Raw genomic sequence first — 13,971 nt, forward strand, 5'->3', positions numbered from 1 at the left:
CCCATCTCCCGGCTTATAAAGGAAGATTGTTATGCAATCTAATGAATACTGGTTTGGCTTACCGAAAAAACTGCTCTGGGGATTTGTGGCTATCGCGATTTTTATGGCTGGCGATGGCTTTGAAATGGCTTTCTTATCAAAACACATAACCGATATGGGCTTCTCGCCCGCGCAGTCGGCTGTCGTCTTTACGATTTACGGCCTGGCGGCAGCGCTGGCGGCGTGGGCATCCGGCGTGGTGGCGGAGCTTATTACCCCACAGCGCGCCATGACCATTGGCTGTGTCCTGTGGGTCATTATGCATGCGCTGTTTATGTCGATGGGGCTGGGAATGCGTAACTACCCGCTGATGCTGCTGTTCTATGGCATTCGCGGTCTGGCCTATCCGATGTTTATCTACTCTTTCATGCTGATGCTGGTCCAGGTGCTGCCGCGCCCGAATCTGGCGGCGGCGACGGGCTGGTTCTGGGCCATGTACTCTATCGGGATCGGCGTGGTTGGTAGCTATCTGCCAAGCCTGACCATTCCGATGTTTGGCGAAACGGGAACGCTGTGGTTCGCCATCGTCTGGGTCGGCTGCGGTGGCCTGGTGGCCTTCTTTAGCTTGCGCAATGTGCCGGTGGATCGCTCGCGGGTGAATTTGCCGCTGCGTGACAAAATGACCGAGCTTTCCCGTGCAGGTACCATTCTGTTTACTAACCGCGACATTTTTTATGCCTGTCTGATCCGTATCATCAACACGCTGTCGCTGTTTGGTTTTGCGATTGTGATGCCACTGCTGTTTGTAGACCGACTGGGCTTTAGCATTTCTGAATGGCTGCAAATCTGGGCGGTGTTCTTCTTCGTCACCATCTTCACCAATATTTTCTGGGGGATAACCGGGGAATACATTGGCTGGATCCGCCAGGTGCGCTGGTTCGGTTGCCTGGGAATGGCCATCTCCAGCCTGACATTTTATTACCTGCCGGTCTATGCCGGGCATAATTTCGCGGTGGCGCTGATTCCGGCAATCATGCTGGGGATTTTTGTCGCGGCCTTCGTCCCGATGACAGCGGTCTTCCCGACACTGGAACCGCATCACAAAGGCGCGGCAGTCTCCATCTACAACCTCTCTGCCGGGATGAGCAACTTTGTCGCCCCGGCGATTGCCTCCGCATTACTGCCGTTTTTCGATATCGTGGGCGTGGTATGGGCTTACACCGGGCTGTATATCTTCGCCGGCGTGCTGACCTTTATCATCAAAGTGCCGCAGCCCAAACGTGTACGCCAGGGGCGTTCCCCGGAAGAGGTGGAACAGAGCGTGTAAGCAGGCATAAGGCGCAGTGTACCTGCGCCTTATCGCGTTTTTTCCAGCCGATAAGCCCAGCCGTCATAATCCACGCCGTTAATCGTATAGCCCTTTTCCAGCACCTGCGTACGCGTAAACCCGAGTTTTTCCAGGAGCCGCACCGAACCCTTATTTTCCGCCAGTACCCAGGCGTTTAGCGCCGCGACGCGGGTGTGTGTAAAGGCGTAATCCCGTATGGCTTTCAGTGCTTCACTGGCGAAGCCTTTCCCTTGCGCGAAAGGGGCAATAGCGTAGCCGACGTCGGCTTCCTGCGGATGTTGCGTGCTGATGTTCAGCCCAATGTCACCCAGTGGTTCGTCATTTTTGTCGCGAATCACCCGGGCGTGGCTCTCGTTCAGGCGAGTTATAAACAGGGTGCGGATATCCTCTTCACAGGCAATGGCGCCCATGAAGCGCATAATGTCCGGACTTTGGCGTAGGGCGAGGAAAAAGGGCCAGTCGGCCTCAGTAAACGCAGAGAGCGTCAGGCGCGCAGTGGTCAATATCATGAAGGGGTTCACCATTCCGGAAGCAAAGCGTTTTAGCTTAGCACCGGAATGGCGCGGGTAAACACCTTATAATGGTGGGGGCGTCACCACATCCTTGAGCGCTTCTTCTAAATCAAACCAGCGAAACGCAAATCCGGAGGCTTCAAGGCGCTTTGGCAGCGCGCGCTGGCCGCCAAGGACCAGCACCGAGGATTCACCCATCATCAGGCGCACGGTGGCGGCCGGGGCGTGCATAACCGCCGGGCGGTTCAACGCATGTCCGAGCGCGTGAGCGAACTGCTCGTTACGTGCCGGGTAGGGCGAGACCATATTGAACGGGCCGCGCAGGTCGTTATTGAGCAACCAGATGATGCCGTTGGCCATATCGTCGATATGAATCCAGGACATGTACTGGTGCCCGGTGCCGACCGGGCCGCCAAGGCCGACGCGAAAGAGCGGCAACAGTTTGGCAATCGCCCCGCCTTTACGCGCAATGACGACGCCTGTACGCAGTAAACAGACACGGGTGCGTTCACTTTCTGCGCCGCTGGCGATCTGCTCCCAGCGGGCGCACAGTTCGTGAGTAAATTCGTTATGCGGCGTCTCGTCCTCCGTGATGACCACATCCCCGGTATCGCCGTAATAGCCAACGGCGGAGCCAGAGATAAACACTTCCGGCGGATTCGCGCTGGCTAAGATGAGGTCGACCAGCCTCTGGGTTATTTTCCAACGACTTTCACACAGGCGCTGTTTTTGCTCATCGGTCCAGCGCTTTTCGGCAATCGGTTCGCCTGCCAGATTGATGACGGCGCCGAAATCATTGAGATCAGTGAGATCGTCCAGACCCGGTAGCAGCGCAACCGTATCGCCAAGCGTCTGCTGCGCTTTGGCGGGATCGCGTGTTACCACGGTGATGGAATGGTCCAGCTCTTGTAAACGAGGAATCAGAAAACGACCAATCAGGCCTGTACCACCGGTAATCAGAATCTTCATGCAACCTCCAGGGCTACGCTTGACGACGCCAGCTCATGGTCATGGACACAGAGTCGGCGTAACGCAATGCGTGAAGTTTATCGATCTCAACCTCAGCATAAGTGACCCAGTGATGTTCGCGTGCGATATTCAGCACATCCTGAGTTAATTTTTCCAGTAACGAGAAGCGGTTACTCTCGACATGGTGAATTATGCTTTTAGTTATCGTGCGGTAGTTTAGCGCGTCATTGATATCTTCGCTGGCGCGGGCCTTATCGGCCGGATAATGAATAGTGACATTGATAATAATATCCTGACGGTTGGCGACCTCTTCTTCTTTGATACCGATAAATGTGCGCAGGCGCAGATTTTTAATCCGAATAATGGCGTCTGGTTGTGACATTGCAGGCTTCCCTCAGTAATAACAATCTCATCATACACAAGGAAAATATTGCTGCCATTGAGATTTGCTGTGCGTTTGCCTGCGCGCATATGCTCCCGCATTGGGCGCGAATGTGCTCACACCCGTTATTTACCGCCGGATAATTATCCAGCGTGATTTCTTGCCCGTTTGGCGTCGACGCGTGAAAGAGATCAATCATTTGTTTCCTGTATCGCAATAGCGGTTTTATTGGATATAAGCGTTACTTATCGCACGTGAGTTTTCATCAAGTGACAGTCTTAACAAGACGTTATATTTTGATGAGAAACCTAATCGTTGAGAGGATGTTATGAGCGAGTCGACAATCACGTTGTGGTCAGATGCGGATTTTTTCTCCCCTTATGTCATGTCTGCTTATGTAGCGCTCCAGGAAAAGGGGCTGCCCTTTAGCCTGAAAACGATTGATCTGCAACACGGTGAACAGCAGAAGACGGGATGGACTGGCTATCACCTTACTCGCCGCGTACCGGTGCTGGAAATCGACGGTTTTGAGCTCAGCGAATCCTCGGCAATCGACGAATATCTGGAAGAGCGCTTTGCGCCGCCGGAATACGAACGTATCTATCCTCACGATTTACAAAAACGCGCGCGTGCCCGTCAGGTACAGGCGTGGATCCGCAGCGATCTCATGCCGATTCGCGAAGAGCGCAGCACCGACGTGATTTTCGCCGGGGCGAAGAAAGCGCCGCTCAGCGCCGCAGGCCAGCAGAGCGCCGCTAAACTTTTTGCCCTTGCCGGGGAGCTGTTGGCGCACGGTAAGCAGAATCTTTTTGGCGAGTGGTGTATCGCCGATGCCGACCTGGCCCTGATGATTAATCGCCTGGTGATGAATGGTGATGAGGTGCCGGAGCGTCTGGTGGATTACGCTACCTTCCAGTGGCAGCGTTCCTCGATACAACGCTATGTCGCACTGTCGGCGAAGCGTGCGGGCTGAGACCTGGCCGCGCTTGCGGTATGATACGGCATTCTCTTTAATCTGAGGTGTAGTGATGAAACTGATGTTCGCATCCGACATTCACGGCTCGCTGCCCGCCACCGAACGCGTACTGGCGCTGTTTGCTGAAAGCGGGGCACAGTGGTTAGTGATTTTGGGCGATGTACTCAATCACGGGCCAAGAAATGCCCTGCCGCAAGGGTATGCGCCCGCGCAGGTGGCGGAGCGGCTGAATGAAAAGGCATCGCGCATTATTGCCGTACGCGGTAACTGCGACAGCGAAGTCGATCAGATGCTGCTCAATTTCCCCATTACGGCCCCCTGGCAGCAGGTACTCTTACCCACGCAGCGGCTGTTTTTGACCCACGGTCACCTGTTCGGGCCGGATAATCTACCGCCGCTGGCGCAGGGCGATGTGCTGGTCTATGGTCATACACATCTGCCGGTGGCGCAGCGGCAGGGGGACATTGTTCACTTTAATCCGGGCTCGGTGAGTATTCCCAAAGGGGGATTCGACGCCAGTTACGGCATGCTGGAAGAGGGTGTTTTGCGCGTAATGGCACTGAATGATAAGCGGCTTATTGCACAGGTCGCGATTAATCCGTAAGTTACCCTTCAACTAAAACGCGCCATAAGAGCGCAATGACGAGACATTTCTGATGGTGGAACCGAATCATTTTACAGGCACGGAGTGGGTGGATATTGTCAGCGAGGACAACGAGGTCATCGCCCAGGCGAGTCGCGAGCAAATGCGCGCGCAATGTTTGCGTCACCGCGCGACCTATATCGTCGTCCATGATGGTATGGGTAAGATCCTGGTTCAGCGCCGTACGGAAACCAAAGATTTTATGCCGGGTATGCTGGATGCCACTGCAGGCGGCGTTGTGCAGGCTGACGAAGTGCTGCTGGATTCCGCTCGCCGTGAAGCCGAAGAAGAGCTTGGTATTGCCGGTGTCCCGTTTGCTGAACATGGCACATTCTATTTCGAGGACGAGCACTGCCGGGTTTGGGGCGGCTTGTTTAGCTGTGTTTCCCACGGCCCATTTGCCCTGCAGGAAGAGGAAGTGAGCGAGGTCTGGTGGATGACGCCTGAAGAGATCACCGCCCGCTGTGATGAATTCACGCAAGATTCGCTAAAAGCGCTGGCGCTGTGGATGAGCCGTAATGCCAGCAACTCTGTCGAAAAAGCCGAAGAAACAGAATAGGGTTATGGCGAAAAACCTGGCCTGAAAAAGTGTTGAACTGAATAACTGAATGAGCCGCGCCGATGAATAATCAGCGTGGTTTTTTTACGCGCAAAAAATAGCAGGAAAATTTCAGGTGACGGATTTTGGCTTTTGTACTATTTTGAAAGGTTACAAAAAATATAACGAAAAAGGAATTTTACATGCTCTCTGCCATTCAACTCACGCCAGATCAGACCTTTGAATTTCTCCTTAATGTTGCCATTACCCGCCCTGTATTTTTATGGGGGGCGCCGGGGATTGGTAAAAGCGCGCTGGTGCGACGTTTTGCTGATGAAGTCGGCATGGAGTGCGTCTCGCTACTGGGTAGCCAGCTTGCTCCAGAAGATCTGCTGGGTATTCCACAAATTGACGGGCAATGTTCGCGATTTTATCCCCCGGCAAATATCGTTCGTGATAAGCCCTTCGTTTTATTCCTGGATGAGCTGAATGCCTCTTCCCATGAAATTCAGAAAGCCTTTTATTCGTTAATTCTGGAACAGCGTATTGGCGAGTATCGGCTGCCGGAAGGCACCGTTGTCATTGGCGCCGGGAACCGAGCAAAGGATGCGGCCATCGTGAAACCGATGCCTTCGGCGTTAATCAACCGCATGGTGCATGTTCATCTGCGCGCCGACCATCGTCAGTGGCTGCACTGGGCTATCAATGAATCCTCTATTCACCCCTGGGTTGTGGAGTACATTCAGCTACGTCCGGATCAACTCTGGAATGAGCCACCGAAGCATGAAGAACCTTTTTCGACGCCACGCAGCTGGCACATGCTTTCTGATGCCCTTAAATCGTTTGGCGAGACTATCAGTGATGAAATGCTGGAAGCGCTGATTTATGGCCTTTTATCACCCGCGCATGCGGCGAGTTTTAAGGGGTTTATCAAACAGATTCGCCAAAAACATACCGTTTCCTCCATCCTTAAAGGTGATGCGAACTGGCCGGACGATCCTGCCGATCGCGACATTCTCTATTTCCTTGCGCAATCTTTCCGGACGCATCTTTATAAAGAGCTGCCGGAAACCGACAAGACATTACGTAATGAGCACAGGCAACTTGCTATACGAGCGAAAGATTGCCTGAAAACGCTGGCGCGAATTAGCGTAGAAATTGCGCAATCTGTCATGAGTGAAGACGAACAGGGCAAAAAGCTTCCTGCCTGGTTTTTACTGGAGGTTGCACGCGATCTTCCGCGCCTGGCGGTAAGGAATTAAGGACAATGAAACGCAAAGCGGAGCGCAACCCAGCGCTGGATGCCTGTCAGGCCGGATTGCAGATTATCGCATGGCATCCGTTATTCTCCCCTCTTTTCGCCCACATCTATGTGCGTTTTGACCATACTCACGCGCAGGTGAGTGCGAAAAACTGGCTGGCAATCAGCAATGACGGCTATTTGTGGCTCAATGCAAAGCGTCATGCCCGGCCAGAACAATGGGCGAGAATGGTTGCCCAGGCGCTGACGGCGCTGGGGTTTGGTTATATAACGCCCCGGACGCCTGCGACAACCTGGGAGCTGTCAGTGCTGATAGCCGCGATGCATTTTTGCGAAGGGTTAAAAATCGGTCCGTTGCCCGAAGAGTTGCAGTCTTACCTTTTCCCCCAGGATATACACAGCGACGTGGAGCTTCTGTTTCGCCAGTTGCAGGAAGAGGGTATTTCGGAATCGCTTGCCCGCTGGCAGACCATCTATTGCGGCGAACAACGTCATTTTGTCCACGTTGAAAAATCATCGCGCTATCACGCCGTTAACTGGCAGGAACTGCTGGCGGATGGCCTGAGCAATAGCGTCAGCCAGGCACTCGAACAGGTCGGGGGATACCAGCCGCAGCAGGGGCAGAAATATAAGCTGACGTTAGCGCAGAAAGCCCGGCAACAGATAATGACCCTTTACCCCTTGCTGGGCGCGCTGGCGGCAGGATTCGACATTGAAGAAGATGCGAAATTATGCAGCCAGTATGATATTGCCGTGGCAGCGATTGACGTCGGGATTGGCAAAATCTGGATCAACCCGACGGCCCGCTTAAACCAGGCGGAGATGCTATTTGTTTTTGCCCACGAGTTGTTACATGCCGGATTAAACCATGCCTCCCGTCGCCGCGGACGCGATGCAGAACTATGGAATGTGGCCTGCGATTTTATCATCAACGACTGGCTTATTGAGATGCAGGTGGGCGCGCCGCCGGAACTGGGATTGCTCTATGACGCTCAGTTCAGGGGAATGTCGGCAGAAGAAATTTATGATTCGCTCGCCATGGATATGCGCCGATCACGCAAGCTTATCACCCTGAGAGGCAGGGCGGGGGGCGATATCCTGGGCGAGGGCGGCGATCCGCGATTTATGAATGCCGAGGCCTACTGTCGTCGGGCCTTGTATCAGGGGATGGAGCGTTGTCTGTATGGGCAGAGCCGGGGGGCGCTGCCTGCGGGATTGATTGAAGAAATCCGCAGCCTGGCGCAACCGCCTGTCCCGTGGGATGTCGCACTGGCTGAGTGGTTCGATGAGCATTTCCCGCCGCCTGAGCGACGTCGTACCTGGGCGCGTCCGTCTCGCCGCCAGAGTGCGACACCGCATATTCCCCGGCCGGCCATACAGCCTCCGACAGAAGAAGAAAGACATTCGCGCGTTTTTGGCGTCGTTCTGGATACGTCCGGATCGATGGATCCTCAATTGCTGGGCAAGGCGCTTGGCGCCATCGCCAGTTATTCACTGGCGCGCGAGGTGTTTGCCGTGCGCTTTATTTGTTGTGACGCAAAAGCTTACGATCGCGGGTGGGTCCAGCCGGAACAACTTCTTCACCATTTTACGCTGCAAGGGCGAGGCGGTACCGTTTTGCAGCCTGGTATTGAATTACTGGAGAGCCTGGCGTTGCGCGGAGATTTCCCGCGGGGCGGGCCGCTACTGATTATTACCGACGGGTTTTGCGAGAATGATGTTTCGGTGAAAATGGAGCATGCCTGGTTATTGCCACAGAATCGTCGACTGCCCTTTGTCCCCCGAGGAAAGGTGTTTTCACTCAGCTAAAAAAAAGCTCCTGCATGCAGGAGCTTTTTTCAGTTTACGGCACTTATTTCTGCTGAGCAGACTGAATCGCAGTCAGTGCGATGGTGTAGACGATATCGTCAACCAGTGCGCCACGTGACAGGTCGTTAACCGGTTTGCGCATACCCTGCAGCATCGGCCCGATGGAGATCAGGTCAGCAGAACGCTGTACCGCTTTGTAGGTGGTGTTACCGGTGTTCAGATCCGGGAAGATGAACACGGTAGCGCGACCTGCAACCGGTGAGTTCGGTGCTTTGGATTTCGCAACGTCGGCCATAACGGCGGCGTCGTACTGCAGCGGACCGTCGATAACCAGATCCGGGCGTTTTTCCTGCGCCAGACGGGTTGCTTCGCGGACTTTCTCAACATCGCTACCCGCGCCGGAGTTACCGGTAGAGTAGGAGAGCATCGCCACGCGCGGTTCGATGCCAAAGGCAGCAGCGGAATCAGCAGACTGAATCGCGATTTCTGCCAGTTGCTCAGCGGTCGGATCCGGGTTGATTGCGCAGTCACCGTAAACGTAAACCTGTTCCGGCAACAGCATAAAGAACACAGAAGAGACCAGAGAGCTACCCGGTGCTGTTTTGATCAACTGCAGCGGCGGACGAATGGTGTTCGCGGTAGTGTGAACCGCGCCGGAGACCAGACCATCAACTTCGTCCTGTTCCAGCATCAGGGTACCCAGAACAACGTTGTCTTCCAGTTGTTCGCGGGCAACCGCTTCGGTCATACCCTTGCTCTTACGCAGTTCGACCAGGCGGGCAACGTAGCTTTCACGTACCACTTCCGGATCAACAATTTCGATACCGGTGCCCAGCTCAACGCCCTGAGCCGCAGCAACGCGGTTGATCTCTTCCGGGTTACCCAGAAGAACACAGGTGGCGATACCACGTTCAGCACAGATAGCGGCCGCTTTAACGGTACGCGGTTCGTCGCCTTCTGGCAGCACAACGCGTTTACCGGCTTTACGAGCCAGCTCAGTCAGCTGGTAACGGAAGGCTGGCGGAGACAGACGACGGCTACGTTCAGAGGTAGCGGTCAGAGACTCGATCCAGTCGGCATTGATGTAGCTGGCAACGTATTCCTGCACTTTCTCAATACGCTGATGGTCATCAACCGGTACTTCCAGGTTAAAGCTCTGCAGGCTCAGAGAGGTCTGCCAGGTGTTGGTGTCAACCATGAATACCGGCAGGCCGGTTTCAAATGCGCGTTCGCACAGCTTAGCAACACGCGGATCCATTTCGTAGGCACCGGTCAGCAGGATCGCACCGATTTCAACACCGTTCATTGCGGCCAGGCATGCTGCTACCAGCACGTCCGGACGGTCTGCGGATGTCACCAGCAGAGAGCCTGCGCGGAAGTGTTCCAGCATGTGCGGAATGCTACGCGCACAGAAGGTCACGGATTTCACGCGACGGGTGCTGATTTCGCCTTCGTTGACGATGGTTGCGTTCAGGTGACGCGCCATGTCGATTGCACGGGTCGCAATCAGGTCGAAGCTCCACGGTACTGCGCCGAGTACCGGCAGCGGGCTGGAAGCCGCCAGGCTTACCGGATCAACTTTAATGACTTTCGCTTTAGACGAGTCATCAAAGATTTCAGACAGGTCCGGGCGAGTACGACCCTGATCGTCAACCGGTGCATTCAGTTTGTTAACGATAACGCCGGTGATGTTGGTATTTTTCGCGCCGCCAAAGCTGCTGCGGGTCAGTTCGATACGCTCTTTCAGCTGTTCCTGAGTATCGGTGCCCTGAGACATCACGAACACGATTTCCGCATTCAGGGTTTTTGCGATTTCAAAGTTCAGCGACTGAGCAAATTGATGTTTGCGAGTCGGGACCAGACCTTCAACCAGCACAACCTCAGCGTCTTTGCTGTTCTCGTGGTAGCGCGCGACGATTTCTTCCATCAGCACGTCTTTCTGGTTGCTGGAGAGCAGGGACTCAACGTAGCTCATCTTCAACGGTTCTGCCGCTGGCAGGCCGGAGTTGGTGCGTACGATGGTGGTGGTCTGGTCTGGCGCATCGCCGCCAGCGCGTGGCTGGGCGATAGGTTTAAAGACGCTCAGACGAACGCCTTTGCGTTCCATAGCACGGATCACGCCCAGGCTGACGCTGGTCAGACCGACGCTGGTTCCGGTAGGGATCAGCATGATAATACGGGACACGGTTTATCCTCTTTGTTTGGCGAGTGACAAAACAGCACCGCCAGCTAAGCTGGCGGTGTGATATCAGGCAGTCAGACGGCTCGCGTCTTGCGCGATGACCAGTTCTTCGTTGGTTGGGATAACCACCGCAGGACGGGTACCTTCTTTGTTGATGAAACCTGATTTGCCGAAACGCGCGGCCAGGTTACGTTCGTGATCAACCTCGAAGCCCAGAACGCCCAGTTTGCCCAGGGACAGTTCGCGCACCATTGCTGCGTTCTCACCGATACCGCCGGTGAACACAACCGCATCCAGACGACCTTCCATCAGCGCAGTGTAAGAGCCGATGTATTTCGCCAGACGGTGGCAGTAAACGTCCATTGCACGTTTTGCGTCTTCTTTATCTTTGTAGTTATCTTCTACATAACGGCAGTCGCTGGTGACTTCGGTCAGGCCCAGCAGGCCAGACTCTTTGGTCAGCATTTTGTTGATAGCTTCAACGCTCATGCCCAGGGTGTCATGCAGGTGGAAAATGATAGCCGGGTCGATATCACCAGAACGGGTACCCATGACCAGACCTTCCAGCGGGGTAAGACCCATGGAGGTATCAACGCATTTACCGTTGCGGATGGCGGATACAGAACCACCGTTGCCCAGGTGGCAGGTGATGATGTTCAGTTCTTCAACCGGTTTGTTCAGAACTTTAGCGGCTTCCTGCGTCACATAGTAGTGGCTGGTACCGTGAGCGCCATAACGACGAACGCCGTGCTCTTTGTATAATTTGTACGGCAGAGCATAGAGGTAAGACTCTTCCGGCATGGTGGTGTGGAATGCGGTGTCGAAAACGGCAACGTTTTTCTCTTTCAGGCTCGGGAAAGATTTCAGTGCTTCCGCGATGCCGATCAGGTGAGCCGGGTTGTGCAGCGGTGCGAATGAGGCTGCATCTTTAATGCCCTGAATAACGGACTCATCGATAACCACGGAGCTGGTGTATTTTTCGCCACCGTGCACGATACGGTGACCGATTGCTGTCAGTTGTGCGGACAGTTCTGGTTTTTGTGCCAGAATAGTGTTAACGATAAAGTTCAGCGCTTCACTGTGAGCGGCACCTGCACCTAAAGCCGCTTCTTGTTTACCGCCGTCAATTTTCCATTTGATACGCGCTTCAGGAAGATGGAAACATTCGGCTAAACCAGAAAGGTACTCTTCACCGTTGGCTGCATCGATGATCGCGAATTTCAGTGAGGAGCTACCGCAGTTCAGAACCAGTACTAACTTACTCGACATGGAAGTACCTATTTATGATACGTGGCTAAAAAAACGTCAGTGAGTCTCACAGAATAACGGATGATGACGCTGACATTTATGATTAACATCATGCCTGATTAATTTTCTGGCATGATGGAAAGAATACTTAAGATTTTATGCCATTTTGCGCAAATTTCAGACAGTGGCATAATGGACTTCAAAGTTGACGAGCGACCACACTTCGTCTACGGCCTGTTAAGGCAGGCACAGGATACCTGATACCGTGCGCATTTGACAAAAAATTTTAACGTTGTCATGCACAGTTGTTGTTTTGCACAATTATTTTAATTTTTATATGTGAAGTTGAGGTAACGCCATGTCCACTTCAGAAAATCGCCCCGTAAGTTTTTTTGGATTGTTTCGTCGCGGGCAGCACTATGCGAAGACCTGGCCCATGGAAAAAAGCCTCGCCCCGCTATTTATAGAAAATCGGACTATACGCGCCACCCGTTATGCCATTCGCTTTATGCCGCCCGTTGCTGTGTTTACGCTGTGCTGGCAAATCGCCCTTGGCGGCCAGTTAGGCCCGGCTGTCGCTACGGCCCTGTTTGCCCTTAGCCTGCCAATGCAAGGGCTGTGGTGGCTTGGTAAGCGTTCCGTTACGCCTTTGCCCCCAACGATTCTTCATTGGTTTTATGAAGTACGCGGTAAATTACAGGAAGCCGGTCAGGCACTGGCGCCTGTCGAAGGCAAACCCGACTATCAGGCATTAGCTGACACGCTTAAGCGCGCCTTCAAACAACTCGATAAAACTTTCCTTGATGACTTGTGATTGATCATCGAAACGGTCTGTAAAAAAAGGCACAGTTACCATTAATAGTTACCGTGTCTTTTTTTTAATTTTCAACGCGCACAGGAGTCGTAAGATGGAAATGACCAATGCCCAACGACTGATTTTGTCTAATCAGTATAAAATGATGACCATGATGGATCCTGCTAATGCTGAGCGCTATCGTCGCCTGCAGACCATTATCGAGCGTGGCTATGGTCTGCAAATGCGTGAGCTGGATCGTGAGTTCGGCGAACTTACAGAAGAAACCTGCCGCACCGTTATCGACATTATGGAGATGTATCATGCGTTGCACGTCTCCTGGGCCAATCTGAAAGACGCGCAATCTATTGATGAACGCCGCGTCACCTTCTTAGGTTTTGATGCCGCTACCGAAGCGCGTTATCTCGGTTATGTACGCTTTATGGTCAATATTGAAGGGCGATATACCCATTTCGACGCCGGTACACACGGTTTTAATGCACAGACGCCCATGTGGGAAAAATACCAGCGCATGCTGAATGTATGGCACTCCTGCCCGCGCCAGTACCATCTGAGCGCTAATGAAATTAACCAAATTATCAATGCCTGAGGAGGCTCGCGTGCAGTGCAAAGGATTTCTGTTTGACCTGGATGGCACCCTGGTAAATTCGTTGCCCGTTGTAGAGCGGTCATGGTGTCGTTGGGCTGACCGCTTCGGCATCGATCATGACGACGTGTTGAATTTTATCCATGGCAAACAGGCCATAACTTCGTTACGTCACTTTATGGCCGGTCGCTCCGAAGAGGACATTGCAGCGGAGTTCACCTGGCTTGAAGATATTGAAGCGACGGATACCGAAGGTATTGTAGCCTTGCCCGGCGCGCTTGAGTTATTGAACCATCTCAATGAGACCCATATCCCGTGGGGGATTGTGACGTCGGGATCCATCCCTGTTGCTCATGCTCGCCACCGCGCCGCGGGTTTGCCGATGCCGGACGTGTTTGTCACGGCAGAGCAGGTTACCCGTGGCAAACCTGAGCCGGATCCGTATCTCCTTGGGGCAAGACTGCTTGGTTTGCCGCCGCAAGAGTGTGTAGTGGTGGAAGATGCAGGTGCCGGCGTGCTTTCTGGCCTGGCGGCTGATTGCCATGTTATCGCGGTGAATGTACCTGCCGATTCGCCGCGCCTGGATAAGGCGGACTTCGTGCTTACTCGCCTGGATGAAGTGGCCGTGGCAAAGCAGCCTGATGGTTGTGTCATTGTCAGACGAAAAGCCTGAGTCATGATGTAGCCCCGCACAGTCGGGGCTTTTTTATGGCAAGATGAATCA

General features: G+C 53.7%; 14 protein-coding genes. 9 read left to right on the plus strand and 5 right to left on the minus strand.

The window, feature by feature from the left end; all coding sequences use genetic code 11:
* Window positions 1-31: 31 nt before the first annotated feature.
* On the plus strand, window positions 32-1,306 hold the full coding sequence (locus tag AB182_RS06840) for an MFS transporter (protein ID WP_047369436.1): 1,275 nt from the start codon (window positions 32-34) through the stop codon (window positions 1,304-1,306).
* Window positions 1,307-1,335: 29 nt separating this feature from the next.
* Here the strand turns inward: AB182_RS06840 and AB182_RS06845 are convergent, their stop codons facing one another.
* The 3 genes from AB182_RS06845 to folX form a co-directional block, all read right to left on the minus strand.
* Window positions 1,336-1,836, minus strand: coding sequence for a GNAT family N-acetyltransferase (locus tag AB182_RS06845; RefSeq protein WP_047369437.1), 501 nt, complete (start codon window positions 1,834-1,836; stop codon window positions 1,336-1,338).
* A 66-nt stretch (window positions 1,837-1,902) separates the two neighbouring features.
* A complete protein-coding gene (locus AB182_RS06850; protein WP_047369438.1) occupies window positions 1,903-2,808 on the minus strand; it encodes a TIGR01777 family oxidoreductase in 906 nt (301 codons plus the stop codon).
* Window positions 2,809-2,821: 13 nt separating this feature from the next.
* Complete coding sequence (gene folX, locus AB182_RS06855) at window positions 2,822-3,190, minus strand: dihydroneopterin triphosphate 2'-epimerase (RefSeq protein ID WP_047369439.1); 369 nt, start codon at window positions 3,188-3,190, stop codon at window positions 2,822-2,824.
* A 328-nt stretch (window positions 3,191-3,518) separates the two neighbouring features.
* Here folX and yfcF point away from each other — a divergent pair, with 328 nt between their 5' ends.
* The 5 genes from yfcF to AB182_RS06880 all read left to right on the plus strand — a co-directional run bounded on the left by yfcF (window position 3,519) and on the right by AB182_RS06880 (window position 8,417).
* Window positions 3,519-4,163, plus strand: coding sequence for a glutathione transferase (gene yfcF / locus AB182_RS06860; RefSeq protein WP_047369440.1), 645 nt, complete (start codon window positions 3,519-3,521; stop codon window positions 4,161-4,163).
* Between the two features lie 55 nt (window positions 4,164-4,218).
* A complete protein-coding gene (gene yfcE, locus AB182_RS06865; RefSeq protein ID WP_047369441.1) occupies window positions 4,219-4,770 on the plus strand; it encodes a phosphodiesterase in 552 nt (183 codons plus the stop codon).
* Window positions 4,771-4,822: 52 nt separating this feature from the next.
* A complete protein-coding gene (yfcD, locus tag AB182_RS06870) occupies window positions 4,823-5,368 on the plus strand; it encodes an NUDIX hydrolase YfcD (protein ID WP_039079867.1) in 546 nt (181 codons plus the stop codon).
* 182 nt (window positions 5,369-5,550) lie between these two features.
* Window positions 5,551-6,609 carry an AAA family ATPase gene (locus AB182_RS06875; protein ID WP_047369442.1) on the plus strand — a complete coding sequence of 353 codons (1,059 nt, stop codon included), beginning with the start codon at window positions 5,551-5,553 and terminating at the stop codon, window positions 6,607-6,609.
* A 5-nt stretch (window positions 6,610-6,614) separates the two neighbouring features.
* Window positions 6,615-8,417: a vWA domain-containing protein gene (locus AB182_RS06880; RefSeq protein WP_047369443.1), complete on the plus strand. Its 1,803-nt coding sequence runs from the start codon at window positions 6,615-6,617 to the stop codon at window positions 8,415-8,417.
* A gap of 43 nt (window positions 8,418-8,460) precedes the next feature.
* On the opposite strand, the gene pta is transcribed toward AB182_RS06880, so the two are convergent.
* Both pta and ackA read right to left on the minus strand, forming a co-directional pair.
* Window positions 8,461-10,602 carry a phosphate acetyltransferase gene (gene pta / locus AB182_RS06885; protein WP_047369444.1) on the minus strand — a complete coding sequence of 714 codons (2,142 nt, stop codon included), beginning with the start codon at window positions 10,600-10,602 and terminating at the stop codon, window positions 8,461-8,463.
* A 63-nt stretch (window positions 10,603-10,665) separates the two neighbouring features.
* Entirely contained in the window at window positions 10,666-11,868 is a 1,203-nt protein-coding gene (ackA, locus tag AB182_RS06890) for an acetate kinase (protein WP_047369445.1), read from the minus strand.
* A 337-nt stretch (window positions 11,869-12,205) separates the two neighbouring features.
* Between ackA and yfbV the strand changes: the two genes are divergently transcribed.
* From yfbV to AB182_RS06905, 3 genes are all read left to right on the plus strand, one after another.
* On the plus strand, window positions 12,206-12,661 hold the full coding sequence (gene yfbV / locus AB182_RS06895; protein ID WP_047369446.1) for a terminus macrodomain insulation protein YfbV: 456 nt from the start codon (window positions 12,206-12,208) through the stop codon (window positions 12,659-12,661).
* Between the two features lie 94 nt (window positions 12,662-12,755).
* Entirely contained in the window at window positions 12,756-13,250 is a 495-nt protein-coding gene (locus AB182_RS06900; RefSeq protein WP_047369447.1) for a YfbU family protein, read from the plus strand.
* Window positions 13,243-13,920 (plus strand): sugar phosphatase, encoded by a 678-nt coding sequence (locus AB182_RS06905; protein ID WP_120785364.1) that lies wholly within the window; start codon window positions 13,243-13,245, stop codon window positions 13,918-13,920. The genes AB182_RS06900 and AB182_RS06905 overlap by 8 nt, the downstream gene beginning before the upstream one ends.
* Window positions 13,921-13,971 lie beyond the last annotated feature (51 nt).

Source organism: Phytobacter ursingii, assembly GCF_001022135.1.
GTDB lineage: Bacteria > Pseudomonadota > Gammaproteobacteria > Enterobacterales > Enterobacteriaceae > Phytobacter > Phytobacter ursingii.

What these genes read in the sequence shown, in the direction of transcription:
- AB182_RS06840 (WP_047369436.1), top strand. Translation starts at nt 32, where the DNA reads ATGCAATCTAATGAATACTGGTTTGGCTTACCGAAAAAACTGCTCTGG.
- yfcD (WP_039079867.1), top strand. Translation starts at nt 4,823, where the DNA reads ATGGTGGAACCGAATCATTTTACAGGCACGGAGTGGGTGGATATTGTC.
- yfcF (WP_047369440.1), top strand. Translation starts at nt 3,519, where the DNA reads ATGAGCGAGTCGACAATCACGTTGTGGTCAGATGCGGATTTTTTCTCC.
- yfcE (WP_047369441.1), top strand. Translation starts at nt 4,219, where the DNA reads ATGAAACTGATGTTCGCATCCGACATTCACGGCTCGCTGCCCGCCACC.
- AB182_RS06900 (WP_047369447.1), top strand. Translation starts at nt 12,756, where the DNA reads ATGGAAATGACCAATGCCCAACGACTGATTTTGTCTAATCAGTATAAA.
- AB182_RS06905 (WP_120785364.1), top strand. Translation starts at nt 13,243, where the DNA reads ATGCCTGAGGAGGCTCGCGTGCAGTGCAAAGGATTTCTGTTTGACCTG.
- AB182_RS06845 (WP_047369437.1), bottom strand. Translation starts at nt 1,836, where the DNA reads ATGATATTGACCACTGCGCGCCTGACGCTCTCTGCGTTTACTGAGGCC.
- AB182_RS06880 (WP_047369443.1), top strand. Translation starts at nt 6,615, where the DNA reads ATGAAACGCAAAGCGGAGCGCAACCCAGCGCTGGATGCCTGTCAGGCC.
- ackA (WP_047369445.1), bottom strand. Translation starts at nt 11,868, where the DNA reads ATGTCGAGTAAGTTAGTACTGGTTCTGAACTGCGGTAGCTCCTCACTG.
- yfbV (WP_047369446.1), top strand. Translation starts at nt 12,206, where the DNA reads ATGTCCACTTCAGAAAATCGCCCCGTAAGTTTTTTTGGATTGTTTCGT.
- folX (WP_047369439.1), bottom strand. Translation starts at nt 3,190, where the DNA reads ATGTCACAACCAGACGCCATTATTCGGATTAAAAATCTGCGCCTGCGC.
- AB182_RS06875 (WP_047369442.1), top strand. Translation starts at nt 5,551, where the DNA reads ATGCTCTCTGCCATTCAACTCACGCCAGATCAGACCTTTGAATTTCTC.
- AB182_RS06850 (WP_047369438.1), bottom strand. Translation starts at nt 2,808, where the DNA reads ATGAAGATTCTGATTACCGGTGGTACAGGCCTGATTGGTCGTTTTCTG.